The organism is Cellulomonas olei (assembly GCF_039548315.1).
Lineage (GTDB): Bacteria > Actinomycetota > Actinomycetes > Actinomycetales > Cellulomonadaceae > Cellulomonas.
Window position 1 is genome coordinate 76,956 of the sequence record NZ_JBCLVN010000007.1, and the last position, 16,792, is coordinate 93,747.

Annotated in this window: 17 protein-coding genes and 2 tRNA genes; 2 read left to right on the forward strand and 17 right to left on the reverse strand. The window is 73.4% G+C overall.

The window, feature by feature from the left end; all coding sequences use genetic code 11:
• Positions 1 to 62: 62 nt before the first annotated feature.
• From AAHH18_RS03995 to AAHH18_RS04010, 4 genes are read right to left on the reverse strand one after another with little or no spacing between them, the layout of a single operon-like run.
• A complete protein-coding gene (locus tag AAHH18_RS03995; RefSeq protein ID WP_343300663.1) occupies positions 63 to 686 on the reverse strand; it encodes an aminodeoxychorismate/anthranilate synthase component II in 624 nt (207 codons plus the stop codon).
• A gap of 3 nt (positions 687 to 689) precedes the next feature.
• On the reverse strand, positions 690 to 848 hold the full coding sequence (locus tag AAHH18_RS04000; RefSeq protein WP_343300664.1) for a hypothetical protein: 159 nt from the start codon (positions 846 to 848) through the stop codon (positions 690 to 692).
• Complete coding sequence (locus AAHH18_RS04005) at positions 848 to 1,723, reverse strand: class E sortase (protein ID WP_343300665.1); 876 nt, start codon at positions 1,721 to 1,723, stop codon at positions 848 to 850. Before AAHH18_RS04005 ends, AAHH18_RS04000 begins: the two co-directional genes overlap by 1 nt.
• Positions 1,720 to 2,664, reverse strand: a complete 945-nt coding sequence (locus tag AAHH18_RS04010; RefSeq protein ID WP_283318725.1) for a DUF881 domain-containing protein — start codon at positions 2,662 to 2,664, stop codon at positions 1,720 to 1,722. The genes AAHH18_RS04005 and AAHH18_RS04010 overlap by 4 nt, the downstream gene beginning before the upstream one ends.
• A 120-nt stretch (positions 2,665 to 2,784) precedes the next feature.
• Between AAHH18_RS04010 and AAHH18_RS04015 the strand changes: the two genes are divergently transcribed.
• Positions 2,785 to 3,033 carry a cell division protein CrgA gene (locus tag AAHH18_RS04015; protein ID WP_222170895.1) on the forward strand — a complete coding sequence of 83 codons (249 nt, stop codon included), beginning with the start codon at positions 2,785 to 2,787 and terminating at the stop codon, positions 3,031 to 3,033.
• Between the two features lie 214 nt (positions 3,034 to 3,247).
• Here AAHH18_RS04015 and AAHH18_RS04020 read toward each other — a convergent pair whose 3' ends face one another.
• Complete coding sequence (locus AAHH18_RS04020) at positions 3,248 to 3,967, reverse strand: rhomboid family intramembrane serine protease (protein WP_343300666.1); 720 nt, start codon at positions 3,965 to 3,967, stop codon at positions 3,248 to 3,250.
• A 139-nt stretch (positions 3,968 to 4,106) separates the two neighbouring features.
• Positions 4,107 to 4,649, reverse strand: a complete 543-nt coding sequence (locus tag AAHH18_RS04025; RefSeq protein WP_283318727.1) for a peptidylprolyl isomerase — start codon at positions 4,647 to 4,649, stop codon at positions 4,107 to 4,109.
• Between the two features lie 148 nt (positions 4,650 to 4,797).
• Between AAHH18_RS04025 and AAHH18_RS04030 the strand changes: the two genes are divergently transcribed.
• Positions 4,798 to 5,709, forward strand: a complete 912-nt coding sequence (locus AAHH18_RS04030; protein WP_343300667.1) for a hypothetical protein — start codon at positions 4,798 to 4,800, stop codon at positions 5,707 to 5,709.
• 133 nt (positions 5,710 to 5,842) lie between these two features.
• Here the strand turns inward: AAHH18_RS04030 and AAHH18_RS04035 are convergent, their stop codons facing one another.
• The 11 genes from AAHH18_RS04035 to dnaN all read right to left on the reverse strand — a co-directional run bounded on the left by AAHH18_RS04035 (position 5,843) and on the right by dnaN (position 16,629).
• Entirely contained in the window at positions 5,843 to 6,382 is a 540-nt protein-coding gene (locus AAHH18_RS04035) for a hypothetical protein (RefSeq protein ID WP_343300668.1), read from the reverse strand.
• Positions 6,383 to 6,476: 94 nt separating this feature from the next.
• Positions 6,477 to 6,552 (reverse strand) — tRNA-Ala (locus tag AAHH18_RS04040).
• Positions 6,553 to 6,602: 50 nt separating this feature from the next.
• Positions 6,603 to 6,722: a DLW-39 family protein gene (locus AAHH18_RS04045; protein ID WP_222170890.1), complete on the reverse strand. Its 120-nt coding sequence runs from the start codon at positions 6,720 to 6,722 to the stop codon at positions 6,603 to 6,605.
• A gap of 23 nt (positions 6,723 to 6,745) precedes the next feature.
• Positions 6,746 to 6,819 (reverse strand) — tRNA-Ile (locus AAHH18_RS04050).
• A 62-nt stretch (positions 6,820 to 6,881) separates the two neighbouring features.
• Positions 6,882 to 7,583 carry a DUF3566 domain-containing protein gene (locus AAHH18_RS04055; protein ID WP_343300669.1) on the reverse strand — a complete coding sequence of 234 codons (702 nt, stop codon included), beginning with the start codon at positions 7,581 to 7,583 and terminating at the stop codon, positions 6,882 to 6,884.
• The gene (gene gyrA / locus AAHH18_RS04060) at positions 7,580 to 10,192 is read right to left on the reverse strand and encodes a DNA gyrase subunit A (RefSeq protein WP_343300670.1); all 2,613 of its coding nucleotides are present in this window, start codon (positions 10,190 to 10,192) and stop codon (positions 7,580 to 7,582) included. The genes AAHH18_RS04055 and gyrA overlap by 4 nt, the downstream gene beginning before the upstream one ends.
• A 65-nt stretch (positions 10,193 to 10,257) precedes the next feature.
• A complete protein-coding gene (gene gyrB, locus AAHH18_RS04065; protein ID WP_459349077.1) occupies positions 10,258 to 12,315 on the reverse strand; it encodes a DNA topoisomerase (ATP-hydrolyzing) subunit B in 2,058 nt (685 codons plus the stop codon).
• 208 nt (positions 12,316 to 12,523) lie between these two features.
• A complete protein-coding gene (locus tag AAHH18_RS04070; protein WP_343300671.1) occupies positions 12,524 to 13,156 on the reverse strand; it encodes a DciA family protein in 633 nt (210 codons plus the stop codon).
• Positions 13,143 to 14,396 (reverse strand): DNA replication/repair protein RecF, encoded by a 1,254-nt coding sequence (gene recF / locus AAHH18_RS04075; protein ID WP_283318734.1) that lies wholly within the window; start codon positions 14,394 to 14,396, stop codon positions 13,143 to 13,145. Before recF ends, AAHH18_RS04070 begins: the two co-directional genes overlap by 14 nt.
• Positions 14,397 to 14,406: 10 nt before the next feature.
• Positions 14,407 to 15,339, reverse strand: a complete 933-nt coding sequence (gene gnd, locus AAHH18_RS04080; protein ID WP_283318735.1) for a phosphogluconate dehydrogenase (NAD(+)-dependent, decarboxylating) — start codon at positions 15,337 to 15,339, stop codon at positions 14,407 to 14,409.
• Positions 15,340 to 15,498: 159 nt separating this feature from the next.
• Positions 15,499 to 16,629 carry a DNA polymerase III subunit beta gene (dnaN, locus tag AAHH18_RS04085; RefSeq protein ID WP_283318736.1) on the reverse strand — a complete coding sequence of 377 codons (1,131 nt, stop codon included), beginning with the start codon at positions 16,627 to 16,629 and terminating at the stop codon, positions 15,499 to 15,501.
• Positions 16,630 to 16,792: the final 163 nt, after the last annotated feature.

Consider the following 16,792-nt stretch of genomic DNA (forward strand, 5'->3'; position numbering starts at 1 on the left):
CGCTCGTCCCTGACGGAGGCCGGTACCCGCGCGGGTGCCGGCCTCCGTCGTCCCCGCCGGCGCTACGGCCGGACGAGCGGGTGCAGGTCCGCGGAGCGCTCGACGGCGTCGTCCGCCCCGGTCAGCGTCAGCCAGTTCGCCAGCAGCCGGTGGCCGCCCTCGGTCAGCACGGACTCCGGGTGGAACTGCACGCCGTGCAGCGGCAGCTCGCGGTGCTGCAGGCCCATGATGATGCCGTTCGCCCGGGCGGTGACCACGAGCTCGTCGGACGCGGTCCCGTCGACGACGGCCAGCGAGTGGTAGCGGGTCGCGGTGAACGGCGTCGGCAGGCCCTCGAACACGCCCTGCCCGTCGTGCGCGACCTGGCTGGTCTTGCCGTGCATCAGCTCGGGCGCGTGCGTGACCGTGCCGCCGAAGACCTCCCCGAGCGCCTGGTGGCCGAGGCAGACGCCCAGCATGGGGGTGCCCGACGCCGCGCAGTCGCGGATGACCTGCATCGAGGCGCCGGCCTCGGACGGCGTGCCGGGCCCGGGCGAGACGAGCACGCCGTCGAACCCGGTGCGCTCCTCGAGGGGCGGCACGGCGTCGTTCCGCACGACCACCGTCTCGGCCCCGAGCTGGTCGAGGTAGCCGACGATCGTGTAGACGAACGAGTCGTAGTTGTCGACGACGAGGATCCGGCTCATCGGTCACTCCCCCACGGTGGTGTCGTTGAACGGCATGTACGGGGCGAGCCACGGGAACACCCAGACGAAGCACGCCGCCAGCACGCCGGCCGCGAGGACCAGCAGCACCAGCACACGCACCACCGCCGGTCCGGGCAGGTGCCGCCACAGCCAGCCGTACATCAGGTGCCCTCCACGAGCTCGGCGGGCACGCCCTCGTCGAGGGGTGCCCAGTAGTCCATCACACCGTGCACGATGTAGCGCTCGCGCGCGGAGAACATGGGGTGGCAGGTCGTCAGGGTGATGGACCGCTCGGTCGGCGCGACGCCCGGCTGGTTCGGGACGGGCTCGATGACCTGCGTCTCGTGCGGCAGCACGATCTGCGAGTCGGTGACCCGGTAGACGTACCAGGCCTCCTCGGTCCACACGACGATCGGGTCGCCCGCCTGCAGCTCCTCGATCCGGTTGAACGGCTTGCCGTACGTGGTGCGGTGCGCGGCGAGCGCGAAGTTGCCGACGCCGCCCGGCATCGCGGTGCCGTCGTAGTGCCCGACGCCGAGCGGGTTCAGCACGTTCTCGCGGTCGGTGCCCTGCGTGATGGTGCGGGTCGGCTCGCCGTCCCACCGCGGCACGCGCATGGACGCGAACGTCGTGAGGTACGGCGGCTGCTCCATGACCGGAGGGTCGTCGTACCGCGGCGTGACGATCGCCGGGCCGTCGTCGAGGTCGGCGAGCGGCTCGTCCCAGCCCTGCTCGGCCACCACGGCCGCCTGCTCCCGGTCGGCGACCACGTCGGTCCACCACAGCTGCCACGCGAGGAACGCGAGCAGCAGCACGCCGGCGGTGATGAGCAGCTCGCCGAGCACGCCCACGGCGCCGAGCACGACGCCGGCGCCCCGGCGGGGCGGTCCCGCGGTCCCCGCCGACCCGCGGGACGCCCGGCGGCGCGTCCCCGGCCCGGGCGTCGTCCGCGTCGTGCCCGGGGCGCCGCCCTCACCGGGCCGGTCGGGTTCGCCGCGCTCGCCGAGGGGCGGCCACGTGGCCTCCGTCCCGCTCATCCCCCGGTGTCCTCCCGCCGGCTCTGCGCGCCGGTCGCGGTGCTGCTGCCCGCGACGAGCCCGGGCAGCACCTCCGTGCCCGGCGGCACGCTGGCGTACCTCATGTCGACGGACCCATCGTAGGCGGGCACCTGGACGCCGCCGTCCGGCTCGGTCACGGCCCAGCCGAGTCCCACGGCGTCCACCCACGTCCGGTACGCGCGCACGGCCGGGTCGGCGTCGAGCGCGGCGAGCAGCTCCTCCGGGTCGCCGACCGCGGTGACGACGTACGGCGGCGAGTACCGGCGGCCCTGGAGCGAGAGCACGTTGCCGATGCACTGGAACGCGCTGGTCGAGATCACGCGCTGGTCCATGAGCGCCATCGCCTCGGCGCCGCCCGCCCAGAGCGCGTTGATGACGGCCTGCAGGTCCTGCTGGTGGACCACCAGGTCGTCCGGCCCGGTGCCGGCGGGGCGCGGACCGTCCGCCGGCGCGTCGTCCAGGCTCACCGTGATGCCGGTCCCGGTGACCGCGACCTTGCCGGAGGCGACGTCGAACGCCGCGCCGGCCGACTGCCACTCGAGGCCCACGGTGTCGGTCTGCTCCTGCGTGAGCGCGTCGACCTGGGCGCGCAGCGCCGCGACCTCGTCGGCGAGCCGCTCCCGTCGGGCGTCCTCGTTGGCCTGCAGCCCCTGGAGGTCCTGCGGCTGGCGGGTGTCCGTCCCGGCCGAGAGCCGGGCGTTGGCCGTGAAGAGGGCGCCGGCGAGCGCCATGACCAGCGCGACGGACGCGGTGCCCCGCAGCGCCCGCCCGCGCCGCTGCCGGGTGAGGCGGTGCTGGGCGCGCTCGCGCGCGGCGTGCAGGCGCGCGGAGACCTCGTCGTCGCGGGCACCGGAGGGCGACGCCGCGGCGTCCGCGGCGTGGGCGCCGTGGGCCCGGCGCTCGGGGTGCTCGTCAGGCACGCTTCTCCCCCTCGGTGTCGCCACTACGCTAGGCCACGACGGCGCCCCGCAGGTGTGCGTCCACAGCGGGTCGTGCGCGGATCGGGCGCACGTCCGACGGTCGAGGTCAGGAGCATCCCCGTGCCCAAGTCGAGGACGCGGCAGAAGTCGCACTACACCGCGCCGCCCGAGAAGTCCGCCGGACCCGGCGTCAACCCGCCGTGGTTCGTGCCGGTGCTGGGCGGGCTGCTGCTGCTCGGCCTGCTCTGGATCGTCGTCACGTACCTCACGGGGTTCGACTACCCGGTCCCCGGCATCCGGTCGTGGAACCTGGCGATCGGCTTCGCGTTCGCGCTCGGTGGCCTCGGGATGGCCACCCGCTGGAAGTAGCGGCGGTCCAGCCCGGCGCAGGCCCGGACGACGACGTCCGGAGCCTCACCGGGGGTGTGCCCGCCGGTCGTGCGCGGCGTCGACCACAGCGCCGTCCCCAGCGGCGGACCCGTTGTCCCCAGGCGCGCGACCGCGATGTCCCCAGGGGTGCACAACCCTGTGGATAACTACACGGGTGTAGTTCCACAGCTGTGAGCAACGCTGGGGACGGGCATCAGACCGCCCCGTAGCTCACCACGACGGCCGCTGCCAGCAGCACCGCCACCCCCGCGCACGCACCGACCGCCACCGGCAGCCGGCGCTCGCGCGGCGCGTACGCGAACGCCGTCCCGAGCGCGGCACCCACCACGAGGCCGCCGAGGTGCGCCTGCCAGGCCACGCCCGGGAGCACGAAGCCGAGCACCGCGTTGATCACCAGGACGCCGACGATGCCGCCCGCGCTGCGTCCCGTGCGACGCAGCACCACGAGGACCGCGCCGAACAGGCCGAACACCGCCCCCGACGCCCCCACGAGCCAGGTGAACCAGCTCAGCGAGTCCGGCGACGCGAGCAGCAGGAACATGACCGACCCGCCGACGGCGCTCAGCAGGTACAGCGCGAGGAACCGCCACCGCCCGAGCATCGCCTCGAGGAACGGCCCGACGGACCACAGCGCCACCATGTTGAACACGATGTGCAGGATCTGGTTCTGGGAGTGCAGGAACGCCGCCGTGAGGAACCGCCACGGCTCCGTCTCCCCCAGCACCGGCGCGAACGCCAGGCGCTGCGTCCAGCCCGGCACGGTCAGCTGGAGGACGTACGACAGGACGCACAGCGCGATGAGCGTGTACGTCACCACGGGGGTGCGGCCGGTGACGGCTCCCCCGAAGGCGGTGCGTGCGGGACGGGTCTGACGCGCCGCGTCCCGCACGCAGTCGACGCACTGGATGCCCACCGCAGCCGGTCGCTGGCACTCCGGGCACGTCGGCCTGCCGCACCGCTGGCACCGCACGTAGGCGATGCGGTCGGGGTGCCGCGGGCAGACCGGCGGGGGAGCGGGAGCGGGGACCGGCTGCGGCTGGGTCATCAGGGCGTCAGGGCTCGATGGTCACCGACTGGATCACGACGTCCTCGACCGGCCGGTCGCCCGGGCGGGTGCGGGTGGTCGCGATCGCGTCGACGACGGCGCGGGACTCGTCGTCCGCCACCTTGCCGAAGATCGTGTGCTTGCCGTTGAGGTGCGGCGTCGCGGTCACGGTGATGAAGAACTGCGAGCCGTTCGTGCCGCCGACCTGGCCGGTGACCGGGTCGCGGCGCAGGCCCGCGTTCGCCATGGCCAGCAGGTACGGCTCGGAGAACCGCAGCTCGGGGTGGATCTCGTCGTCGAACGTGTACCCCGGGCCGCCGGTGCCGCGCCCGAGCGGGTCGCCGCCCTGGATCATGAAGCCGTCGATGACACGGTGGAAGACGACGCCGTCGTACAGCGGCGTGCCGGTGCGGGGCTCGCCGGTCGCGGGGTCGGTCCACTCCTTCTCACCGGTGGCGAGGCCGCGGAAGTTCTCCACGGTCCGCGGGGCGTGGTTCGGGAAGAGCTCCAGGCGGATGTCGCCACGGTTCGTGTGCAGGGTCGCGTGCATGCCCGTCATCCTGTCACGCCGGGCCGTGGGGCGACCCCGTGAGGGTCCCGTGTTCACGGGCGACGAACACAGCCCTGCCACCTGCGCGAAGAGCCCGACGGTGGCAGAGTGGGACGTCAACGGACCACCCCTGAGGGAGAGTGTGGACATGGCCTTCCTGACTCGACGGAGCAAGCTCGAGACCGTCACCGACCACCTGACCTCCGAGCGCCTCAAGGACCAGGCCGCCGACGTGGGCGCCGCCCTCGCGGACGCCGGGAGCAAGGCCGCCGACGGCGCCGGCAAGCTGGCCGCAACCGCGAAGGTGCAGGCAGCCGAGGCAGCGGTCGCCGCGAAGGGCGCCGCCGGGCACGCCGTCGAGTGGACCCAGCCGCGCGTCGAGGCCGCGATCGAGTGGCTGATCCCGCGGATCGACCACCTGTACAAGGAGAGCGTCAAGGCCGCGGCCCCGCGCGTCGAGAAGGCCGCGGTGAAGACCGGCCCGGTCATCGACACCGCGCACGACAAGCTCGTCGACGAGCTGCTGCCCAAGCTCGTCGCGGCCGTGAACGAGGCCGCCGAGCGCGCCGGTTCCGCGGTCGAGCACGTCGCCGACAAGGGCGCGGACGCCTCCAAGGCCCGTGCCGCCGCCGCGGCCGCGGCCGTCGCCGCCGCGGCGAAGCAGTCCCAGAAGAAGAAGCACACGGGCGCCAAGCGGTTCTTCCTGGTCGCGGCCCTGGCCGGTGCGGGCGCCGCGGCGTTCGCCTGGACCCGCTCGCGGACGACCACGGACCCGTGGGCCGAGCCGTGGGAGCCGGAGGCCCCGGCGGCCGACCAGCTCCGGGCCCGTGCCGGTGACGCCGCCGAGGCCGTCGGCGAGGCGGCCGGCGAGGCCGTCGCCCGGGGCCGCGAGGCGACCAAGAAGGCCGCCGAGAAGGTCGCCGAGGTCCGCGACGACGTCGAGGAGCGCGTCGCCGACGCGACCGAGAAGGTCAGCGAGGCGACCAAGAAGGCGACGCAGCGCCGTGCGGCGCCGAAGAAGCCCGACGCCGCGGCGGAGGCCGAGAAGCCGGAGGCCTGAGCCTCCCGGCGCGCGCCGCAGCACGACCCGGACGGCCCGGCACCGCGCAGGTGCCGGGCCGTCGCGCGTCCGGGACCGGGCTCCCCGGTGCGCGCGGACGCGCGGCGGCCCGGGTCCGGGTGCGGAGGGGACGTCAGGGCAGGTCGGTCGCCGGGGCCGGCGCCTGCGGGGCGACGGGCGGCGTGACGGGCTCGGCCGGCCGCTCCGCCGCCGCGTTCCGCGCCGCGCGCCGGCGGTCGATCGGGGCGTGCGCCCAGGCCCGCGCACCGCCCGCGACGACCCCGCCGAGCAGCGCGTAGACGACGGCGGTCGCCGGCGCGGTGGCAAGGGTGAGGAGGCCGCCGGTCACGGCCCCGGCGCCCGCGAACCAGGCAGCCGCCCGCGGTGCGGTCGTCCCCGCCGGCACCTGCCGCCCCACGACGACGCCGACCGGGAACCCGACGACGAGCGTCACCAGCGCGTGCACGAGCCACACGAACGCCATGAGACCGGCGGCGCCGTCGTCGTGCGACCCCACGGCCACTGCCACGGTGGCGAGGACCGCGAGCGCGGCGACGACCGCCTGGCACCGCAGCTGGACGTCCCACGCGTCCCGCGCCGCACGGCCTGTGCGCCCGGAGCCCGGCGGGCCGGGGTAGGTGGCGCCCGGGACGGTCGGGTGGGGATCGGTCATGGCGGCCACCGTAGCCCGCGCGCGTGCGGCGACGGGGCGCATCGACCTGCCAGGGGGAGCCGCGCGTGGGACGTCCCGCGGGACCGCGACCGGGTGGTGGAGCCAAGGGGACTCGAACCCCTAACCCCCTGCTTGCAAAGCAGGTGCGCTACCAATTGCGCCATGGCCCCGTGAGCGACCGGCGTGCGGCCGCGCCGGGAGGTGCTGCGTGGGCGAGCCCCTACTCGACCGGGTCGGTGACCTCGGCCCACAGGTCCCGGTCGTCGCGCTCGGCGGCGTACCGCGTCCAGGCGACGTATCCCGCGACGGCCACGGCCGTCAGGAGAAGGAGCTTCTTCACGGGTTCCCCCCAGGGCTCGGGAGTGGGCCTAAGAGGACTTGAACCTCTGACCTCTTCCTTATCAGGGAAGCGCTCTAACCGTCTGAGCTATAGGCCCGTGGCACGGCTGGCGTGCCGGACGAGACTACCCCAGCAGGGGCTGCCCGCCCAAACCGCGGGTCACTCGTCCGTCATCGTGACGTGCACGCCACCGACCAGCGCGGCGGTGATGTTGTACAGGAACGCCCCGATGGTGGACAGCGCGGTGATGAGGAAGACGTCGACGACCGCGACGAGCGTCGCCACCGAGATGACCCGGTCGAACTCGACGTACTGCATGAGGTCGAAGTCGGAGTCCGCGAGGATCTCGACGATCAGGCCGTTGAGCTTGGCGAACACCTCGAGCCCGTCGAGCGTCAGCCACACCACCGCGGCCGCGACGACGATCATGATGCCGATCGCGACGGACATGAGGAACGACAGCTTCATGACCGACCACGGGTCCACCCGGGAGATCGCGAGCCGGACGCGCCGCGGACCGGAGCCGCTCAGCGACGGGCGCGGGGCGGCCGCGGCGTCGGCGTCACGCGCGGGGCGCGCCGCCGGCTTCGTGGCGGTCGCGGTGCCGGAGGCCGTGCCGCCGGCGGGGGAGGCGGACGTCGCCGCCGGCCCGGAGGGCGCACCGGCGGGCTTGCCCGAGGTCGCGGGCTTGCCGCTCGCGGGCCTGGCCGGGGCGGACGCCGAGCCGCGGGGCGCGGTGGGCGTGGCCTGCGTGGACCCGGCGCCGCGCGGCGAGGTCTCGGTGGCCGTGCGGCCGCCCGACGGCTTCTCGGACGCGTCCCCGGCCTTGCGCGGCGGGATCGACGGAGGCGTGTCGCTCACGCATCCTCCTCGGAGGTCTCGTCAGCCACCGGGGCTTCCGGAGCTGTGGTGGCGCTGGTGTCCTCGAGGGCAGCGGATGCCACGTCCGGCTCGCCCGTCGACCCCACGGTACCCGCCTCGTCGCCGAGGTGACGCTCGATGTTGCGCGCGACGGCGATGATCCGGTCGCCGTTGTCGGGCTTCGCGAAGATGACGCCCTGCGTCGTGCGGCCGGTCGCGTTCACCTCGGAGGTGGCGGAGCGCACGATCTTGCCGCGCTCCATGATGACCAGCACCTCGTCGTCCGCGTCGGTGACGAGGGCGCCGACCAGGTCCCCGTTCGCCTCCGGCAGGTTCGCGACCTTGATGCCGAGGCCGCCGCGGCCCTGCACGCGGTAGTTCTCCACGGTCAGCGCGGTGCGCTTGGCGATGCCGCCCTGGGTCACCGTGAACAGGAACGCCTCCTCGCGGACGACGTCCATGGCCAGCAGCTCGTCGTCCGCGCGGAACTTCATGCCCGTGACGCCGGACGTCGCCCGTCCCATGGGCCGCAGCGCCTCGTCGGTGGCCGTGAACCGCAGCGACTGGCCCTTGCGGGAGACGAGGATCAGGTCGTTCACCGAGTCGACGATGCGGGCCGAGACCAGCTCGTCCGGCAGGCCGTTCTCGTCCTCGCGGAGGTTGATCGCGATGACGCCGCCGGACCGGTTGGAGTCGTACTCGGTCAGGCGGGTCTTCTTGACCAGGCCCCGCTTGGTGGCGAGCACCAGGTACTCCGCCTGGTCGTAGTCGCGCAGGTCCAGGACCTGGGCGATCTTCTCGCCCGGCTGGAACGCCAGCAGGTTCGCGACGTGCTGGCCCTTGGCGTCGCGGCCGCCCTCGGGCAGCTCGTACGCCTTCGCGCGGTACACCCGGCCGAGGTTGGTGAAGAACAGCAGCCAGTGGTGCGTCGTGGTGACGAAGAAGTGGTCGACGATGTCGTCCTCGCGCAGCTGCGCGCCGCGGACGCCCTTGCCGCCGCGCCGCTGCGCCCGGTAGCTGTCCGACCGGGTGCGCTTCGCGTAGCCGCCGCGGGTGATGGTGACGACCATCTCCTCCTCGGCGATGAGGTCCTCGACCGACACCTCGCCGTCGAACGGCAGGATCGTGGTGCGGCGCTCGTCGCCGTACTTGTCGACGATCTCGTCCATCTCGTCGCGGACGATCCCACGCTGCCGCTCCGGGGACTCGAGGATCGCGCGGTAGCCCAGGATCTCCTGCTCGAGCTTGGCGTAGTCGTCGAGGATCTTCTGCCGCTCGAGCGCGGCGAGCCGGCGCAGCTGGAGGGTGAGGATCGCGTTCGCCTGGACCTCGTCGATGTCCAGCAGGGCCATCAGGCCGGTGCGGGCCTCGTCGGCGTCGGGGGAGCGGCGGATGAGCGCGATGACCTCGTCCAGCGCGTCGAGCGCCTTGAGGTAGCCGCGGTAGATGTGGATCTGCTCCTCGGCCTTGCGCAGCCGGAAGCTGGTCCGCCGGACGATGACGTCGAGCTGGTGGGTGGTCCAGTGCCGGATGAACGCGTCGAGGCTGAGCGTGCGGGGCACGCCGTCGACCAGCGCGAGCATGTTCGCGCCGAACGTGTCCTGCAGCTGGGTGTGCTTGTACAGGTTGTTCAGCACGACCTTGGCGACCGCGTCGCGCTTGAGCACGATGACCAGGCGCTGGCCGGTGCGGCCCGAGGTCTCGTCGCGGATGTCGGCGATGCCCTGGACGCGGTTCTCGCGGACCAGGTCGGCGATCTTCTTCGCGAGGGTGTCCGGGTTGACCTGGTACGGCAGCTCGGTGACGACCAGGCAGATGCGGCCCTGGATCTCCTCGACCTCGACGACCGCGCGCATCGTGATGGAGCCGCGGCCCGTGCGGTACGCCTCCTCGATGCCCTTGTGGCCGAGGATCGTCGCGCCGGTCGGGAAGTCCGGCCCCTTGATGCGCGTGAGGAGGGCCGCGAGCAGCTCCTCCTTGGACGCCTCGGGGTTGTCGAGGTGCCAGCGCACGCCCTCCGCGACCTCGCGCAGGTTGTGCGGCGGGATGTTGGTCGCCATGCCGACCGCGATGCCCGCGGAGCCGTTGACCAGCAGGTTCGGGAACCGCGAGGGCAGGATCGACGGCTCCTGGGTGCGGCCGTCGTAGTTGTCCTGGAAGTCGACGGTGTCCTCGTCGATGTCCCGGACCATCTCCATGGCGAGCGGGGCCATCTTGCACTCGGTGTACCGCGGGGCGGCGGCCGGGTCGTCACCGGGGGAGCCGAAGTTGCCCTGGCCGGCGACCAGCGGGTACCGCAGCGACCAGTCCTGCACCAGGCGGACGAGGGCGTCGTAGATCGCCGTGTCGCCGTGCGGGTGGTACTTGCCCATGACGTCGCCGACGACGCGCGAGCACTTCGAGAACTGGCGGTCCGGGCGGTAGCCGCCGTCGTACATGGCGTACAGGACGCGGCGGTGCACCGGCTTGAGGCCGTCGCGGACGTCCGGGAGCGCGCGGCCCACGATGACGGCCATCGCGTAGTCCAGGTAGGACCGCTGCATCTCGAGCTGCAGGTCCACCTGGTCGATGCGGCCGTGCTCGATGTTGTCGCCGGTCAGCTCTGTCACAGGTCAGGGTCCTTCGGTGGGACGGGGCCCGGCACGCACGCAGCCGGCCGGGCGGGTCGGGCAGGTCAGATGTCGAGGAACCGCACGTCGCGCGCGTTGCGCTGGATGAACGAGCGGCGGGACTCGACGTCCTCGCCCATGAGCACGGAGAAGATCTCGTCCGCCGCGGCCGCCTCGTCGAGGGTGACCTGCAGCAGGGTGCGGTGCTCGGGGGACATGGTGGTCTCCCAGAGCTCCGAGTAGTCCATCTCGCCCAGACCCTTGTAGCGCTGGATCCCGTTGTCCTTGGGGATCCGCTTGCCGTTCGCCTGGCCGTCGGCGAGCACGGCGTCCCGCTCCCGGTCGGAGTACACGTAGTCGTGCGGGGCGTTCGACCACTTGATGCGGAACAGCGGGGGCTGCGCCATGTACACGTGGCCCTTGAGGATCAGCTCGGGCATGTACCGGTACAGCAGCGTCAGCAGCAGCGTGCGGATGTGCTGGCCGTCGACGTCGGCGTCGGCCATGAGCACGATCTTGTGGTACCGCAGCTTCGACAGGTCGAAGTCCTCGCCGATGCCGGTGCCGAACGCCGTGATGAGCGCCTGGACCTCGGCGTTGCCGAGCGCCCGGTCGAGGCGGGCCCGCTCGACGTTGAGGATCTTGCCGCGCAGCGGGAGGATCGCCTGGGTCTGCGGGTTGCGCCCGCGGACCGCCGAGCCGCCGGCGGAGTCGCCCTCGACGATGAAGATCTCGCACTCGGCCGGGTTGTTGGACTGGCAGTCCTTGAGCTTGCCGGGCATCGAGTTCGACTCGAGCAGGCCCTTGCGGCGGGTGGCCTCGCGCGCCTTGCGGGCGGCGATGCGTGCCTGGCTGGCCTGGATGGCCTTGCGGATGACGTCCCGCGCCTCGGTCGGGTGCGAGTCCAGCCAGTCGCCGAGCTGCTCGTTGACGACGCGCTGCACGAACGTCTTGGCCTCGGTGTTGCCGAGCTTGGTCTTGGTCTGGCCCTCGAACTGCGGCTCGCCGAGCTTGACCGAGATGACCGCCGTGAGGCCCTCGCGGATGTCGTCGCCCGTGAGGTTGTCGTCCTTGTCCTTGAGGATGCCCTTGTCGCGCGCGTAGCGGTTGACCAGCGAGGTCATCGCCGCGCGGAAGCCCTCCTCGTGCGTGCCGCCCTCGGTGGTCGAGATCGTGTTGGCGTACGTGTGCACCGACTCGGAGTACGCGCTCGTCCACTGCAGCGCGATCTCGACCGAGATCTTGCGCTCGGTGTCCTCGGCCTCGAAGTCGATGACCTCGGGGTGCACCAGGTCGACCTTCTTCGCGGAGTTCAGGTGCTTGACGTAGTCGACCAGGCCGCCGTCGTACTTGTAGACCACCGTGCGGGCGGCGGCCGGGGCCGCGTCGTCGCTCCCCGCGACCTCGTCCTCGGTGTCGGCGTGCTGCGGGCGCTCGTCCGTGAGCGTGATCCGCAGGCCCTTGTTGAGGAACGCCATCTGCTGGAACCGCGAGCGCAGCGTCTCGAAGTCGTAGTCGACGGTCTCGAAGATGCCGGGGTCGGCCCAGAACGTCTGCGACGTGCCGGTCTCCTGCGTGGGCTCGCCGCGGCGGAGCTCCCCGGCCGGCTTGCCGCCGTCCTCGAAGTCCTGCTCCCACGTGTAGCCGTCGCGCTTGACGACGGTCTCGACCCGCGTCGACAGGGCGTTGACGACGGAGATGCCGACGCCGTGCAGACCGCCGGAGACCGCGTAGCCGCCGCCGCCGAACTTGCCGCCCGCGTGCAGGATGGTCATGACGACCTCGACCGTCGGGCGGCCCTCGGTCGGGTGGATCGCGACGGGGATGCCACGGCCGTTGTCGACCACGCGCACCCCGCCGTCGGCGAGCAGCGTGACCTCGATGTGGTCGCAGTAGCCGGCGAGCGCCTCGTCGACCGAGTTGTCGACGACCTCGTAGACGAGGTGGTGCAGGCCGCGCTCACCGGTGGAGCCGATGTACATGCCGGGACGCTTGCGGACGGCCTCGAGGCCCTCGAGCACCGTGATCGCGGAGGCGTCGTAGGCGGGAGTCCCGTCCACCGCCCTCGCCGGTGCGTTCGGGTCGTCGACGGCAGGTCCGGTGGAGGGGCTCTGGTCAGCCACGGGCGGTGGTGCTCCTCAGTTCTCACACGCGGCGGAGGCGCCCCTCTGCCCGACGGGAGAGCGGATCACTCCACGACGACGGAGATCGTGCGTCCTGGACCGGCGCAGACGCGCCAGGATGTCACTCCACAGTGTACCCGGCCCCGCGCCGGAACCCCCGTCGAACCGCGGGCCTGTGGATGCGTTTCCGCGGGCCCGTCCCGCGGGCTCAGCCCCAGGTGTCCCGCGCGCCGCGCCCGCGCACCGAGCGCCTGCCGCGGCCGAAGCCCGGACCGGCCGGTCCCAGCACCCTGACCTCCTGGACCACGCCCTCGCCGACGTCCTCCGACAGCCGCCGGACCAGCTGCGGCGCGAGCAGCTTGAGCTGCTGGGCCCACGCCGAGGAGTCCGTCCGCACCACCAGCACCCCCTCGGTGAACGTCTCCGGCGTGCAGTGGTCGGCGATCTGGTCGCCCACGACGTCCCGCCAGCGGCCGATCACCCCGCCGACGGACACCTCCTGCACCCAGCCGCGGTCGCGGAACAGCGAGGCCATCGTGCTGGACACCATCTGCGGGTCGCGGGGGTGCAGGCCAGGGCCCCCGCGCTCGGCCGGCGACAGGGGCGAGCGGCCGCGCGCCTGCTCGCCGGGGCGGTACCCCTTCGAGCGGGCGACCGCACGGAACCGCGCGAGGGAGGTGCGGGCCATCTGGGCGGGCGGTGTGACGTCGAGCTGCTCGCACACGGGGACGGCGGGGTCGAGCGCGGGGGAGCCGGTCGACCCGTCGGGCGCGTCACCGGCGGCCGGCCCTCCGGCCGGGTCCTCGGGGTCGGTCCCGCCCGGGACGTCAGGCGACGACACGGGCGACCTCCGACGCCAGCACGTCGAACCGCGCGCCCGCCAGGCGGTCCGGGACGTCGCCCGGCACCGCCGCCGTGACGAACACCTGCCGCGCCCCGGCGACCATCTCCGCCAGGCGCGCCCGCCTCCGGGCGTCGAGCTCGGCGAACACGTCGTCGAGCATGAGCACCGGCTCGCCGTCCGGCCCGCTGTCCGCGACCCAGAGCGCCGCCGGGTCGTCGTCCGTCCCCGCGCGCGGGCCGTGCGTGAGCAGGTCGTACGACGCGAGCCGCAGCGCCAGGGCGAACGACCAGGACTCGCCGTGGCTGGCGTAGCCCTTCGCCGGGAGGTCGCCCAGCACGAGCGTCAGGTCGTCGCGGTGCGGGCCGACCAGGCAGACGCCGCGCTCCAGCTCCTTCGGGCGGACGCGCGCCAGGGCCTCGAGCATCTGCGCCTCGACCTCGGCGTGACCCGCGCCGGCGTGCGGCCCGGCGCCGGGTGCCCGGGGAGCGGGGTCGGCGTCCTCCCCGGCCCCGAGGGTCGACGCGAGCGACGACCGGTAGTCCACGCGGGCCGCCCCCTGGCCCTCGCTCACGCGCTCGTACGCGTCGCCCACGTACGGGTCGAGGGCCGTCACCACCGCCTGCCGGGCCACGACCACCCGGGCCCCGAGCTCCGCGAGCTTCGCGTCCCAGACGTCCAGCGTGCTCAGGTCGAGGTTCGCGCGGGAGCCGCGGTAGCCGGCCGCCGACTTCAGCAGCGCGGTGCGCTGCCGCACCACGCGGTCGTACTCGGAGAACACACCCGCGAGCCGCGGCGTGACCTGCACCGCCAGCTCGTCCACGAAGCGCCGGCGGCCGTCCGGGTCCCCCTTCACCAGCGCGAGGTCCTCCGGCGCGAACAGCACCGACCGCAGCGCGCCGACCACGTCGCGGGCCCGCGACGGCGCGCCGTTGAGCTTCACGCGGTTGGACCGGCCCGACCCGAGCTGGATGTCGATCACCAGCGCCCGCTCGGACCCGTCGTCCTGCGCGCGGACGATGCGCGAGCGCACCACGGCCGCCGGCGCGCCCGCCCGCACGAGCGGGGCGTCGGTCGGCACGCGGTGGCTCGAGAACGTCGAGACGTACCCGATCGCCTCGACGAGGTTCGTCTTGCCCTGCCCGTTCGGCCCGACGAGCGCGGTGATCCCCGGCTCGAAGGTCAGGTCGACCTGGTGGTACGACCGGAAGTCCGTCAGGGACAGGTGCGAGACGTACATCGACGCGGCGTCAGCCCTCCGAGCGCACGCCCGACGGGGCGTCGCCGGAGATCGGGGCGCCCGCGGCGCGGACGGCGTGCCCGCCGAACTGCTGGCGCAGCGCGGCGACGGCCTTCATGGCCGGCGACTCCTCCTGGCGGGACTGGAACCGGGCGAACAGCGCGGCCGTGATGACCGGGAGCGGGACCGCGGCCTCGATCGCCTCGTCGACCGTCCACCGGCCCTCGCCCGAGTCCGCGACCCAGTCGTCGATCGCCTCGAAGTCCTGGTCCTCCTCGAGCGCCTTGACCAGCAGCTCCAGCAGCCAGGACCGCACGACGGTGCCGCGCTGCCAGGCCTTCATGGTGCCGGCCACGTCCGTGACGATGTCCTTGGCCGCCAGCAGCTCGTAGCCCTCGGCGTACGCCTGCATGAGGCCGTACTCGATGCCGTTGTGCACCATCTTCGCGTAGTGCCCGGCACCGACCGCGCCCGCGTGCACGAAGCCCTCCTCGCGGGGGCCCTCGGGACGCAGCGCGTCGAACACCGGCATCACGCGCGCGACCTGCTCGGCGTCGCCGCCGACCATGAGGCCGTAGCCGTTGGCGAGCCCCCACACGCCGCCCGAGACGCCGACGTCCACGAAGTGGATCCCCCGCTCGCCGAGCTGCGCGGCGTGCCCCTTGTCGTCGCCGAAGTACGAGTTGCCGCCGTCGATGACGAGGTCGCCGGCGCCGAGCAGGCCCGCGAGCTCCTCGATCACGCCGTGCGTGACCTCACCGGCCGGGACCATGACCCAGACGACGCGGTCGCCCTCGGGCAGGGCGGCGACCAGGTCGGCCAGCGACGCGACGTCGGAGACCTCCGGGTTCCGGTCGTACCCCGTGACCTCGATCCCTGCGCGCCGCATCCGGTCGCGCATGTTCGCGCCCATCCTGCCCAGACCCACCAGGCCGATCCGCATCGCTCCACCTCTCGTCGCCCGCACGTCCCCCGCCCCTGCGGGCAGGTCCAGGACGTGGTGTTCGTCCGCCATTGTCCTGCGGCGTCCCGGTGTTGACGACCGATGCCGGGTGCCTCGCCGGTCACACCGGCCGGTGGCCGGCCTGTGGCCGGCCCGGCGTCAGGAGGCGAAGCGGATGGGGACCAGCAGGTAGCGGTAGTCCTTGAGGTCCTCGCCCTCGAGCGACTCCTGGCCCGTGAACTCCACCGGCTTGTTGGGGTGCGTGAACGACAGCCTCACGAACGACGTGGTGAGCGCGCCGAGCCCGTCGAGCAGGAACTGCGGGTTGAACGCCACGGCGATGTCCTCGCCGACGAGCGTCGCCTCGAGCGCCTCGGACGCCTGCGCGTCGTCGCCCTGGCCGGCGTCGAGGACGACCTGGCCCTCGGTGAACGTCAGGCGGATCGGCGTGTTGCGCTCGGCCACGAGGGCGACGCGCTTCGCCGCGTCCGCCAGCAGCTGGGTGTTGACCACGGCGTGGATGGGCGACTCGTCCGGGAACAGCCGGCGCACGGCCGGGTAGTCGCCGTCGACGAGCAGCGACGTCGTGTGGCGGCCGCCGGCCTCGAACCCGATGAGGTCGACGCCCTGGCCGGTGGCGAGGCCGACGGTCACCGAGCCGGAGGCGCCGAGCGACTTCGCGGCGTCGGACAGCGTGCGGGCGCGGACGAGGGCGACCTCCGAGGCGTCCGGGAAGGCGGGCTTCCACGTCATCTCACGCAGCGCCAGGCGGTAGCGGTCGGTCGCCAGGAGCGTGACCTTCTCGCCCTCGATCTCCACGCGCACGCCGGTGAGCAGGGGGAGGGTGTCGTCACGGCTGGCCGCGACGGTCACCTGGGCGACCGCGCGGGTGAGCTCGTCGCCGTCCACCGTGCCGCTGAGCGGGGGCATGGCGGGCAGCTGCGGGTAGTCCTCGACGGGCATCGTCAGCAGGGTGAAGCGGCTGGCGCCGCAGGTGACGGAGACCTTCGTGCCGTCGAGCGACACGTCCACCGGCTTGGCGGGCAGGGCGCGGGAGATCTCGGCGAGCAGGCGCCCCGACACCAGGACGGTGCCCGGCTCGCTGACGTCGGCCGGGATCTCGGAGCGCGCGGACACCTCGTAGTCGAAGCTCGCGAGACGGAGCGTGCCGTCGGTGTCCGCCTCGATGCGGACGCCGGCCAGGACGGGGACCGGGGGACGGGTGGGCAGGCTGCGGGCGATCCACGTGACGGCTTCTGCGAGGACGTCGCGTTCGACGCGGAACTTCATGCCCCACCCTCTCGGTCGGGGGATCGGAGGATCCCTGCTGGTGCTGCTCGGTGCTCGGCGACCCCCGCGGGGCGCGTCGAGGGCGCTCAGGGGTCCCCCGAACACTACGCGAGTGACCAGGCCTCCGGTACCGACGAACGGGGGCTGTGGATGAGCGTCGCGG

What these genes read in the sequence shown, in the direction of transcription:
- AAHH18_RS03995 (WP_343300663.1), bottom strand. Translation starts at nt 686, where the DNA reads ATGAGCCGGATCCTCGTCGTCGACAACTACGACTCGTTCGTCTACACG.
- AAHH18_RS04000 (WP_343300664.1), bottom strand. Translation starts at nt 848, where the DNA reads ATGTACGGCTGGCTGTGGCGGCACCTGCCCGGACCGGCGGTGGTGCGT.
- AAHH18_RS04005 (WP_343300665.1), bottom strand. Translation starts at nt 1,723, where the DNA reads ATGAGCGGGACGGAGGCCACGTGGCCGCCCCTCGGCGAGCGCGGCGAA.
- AAHH18_RS04025 (WP_283318727.1), bottom strand. Translation starts at nt 4,649, where the DNA reads ATGCACGCGACCCTGCACACGAACCGTGGCGACATCCGCCTGGAGCTC.
- AAHH18_RS04030 (WP_343300667.1), top strand. Translation starts at nt 4,798, where the DNA reads ATGGCCTTCCTGACTCGACGGAGCAAGCTCGAGACCGTCACCGACCAC.
- AAHH18_RS04035 (WP_343300668.1), bottom strand. Translation starts at nt 6,382, where the DNA reads ATGACCGATCCCCACCCGACCGTCCCGGGCGCCACCTACCCCGGCCCG.
- recF (WP_283318734.1), bottom strand. Translation starts at nt 14,396, where the DNA reads ATGTACGTCTCGCACCTGTCCCTGACGGACTTCCGGTCGTACCACCAG.
- gnd (WP_283318735.1), bottom strand. Translation starts at nt 15,339, where the DNA reads ATGCGGATCGGCCTGGTGGGTCTGGGCAGGATGGGCGCGAACATGCGC.
- dnaN (WP_283318736.1), bottom strand. Translation starts at nt 16,629, where the DNA reads ATGAAGTTCCGCGTCGAACGCGACGTCCTCGCAGAAGCCGTCACGTGG.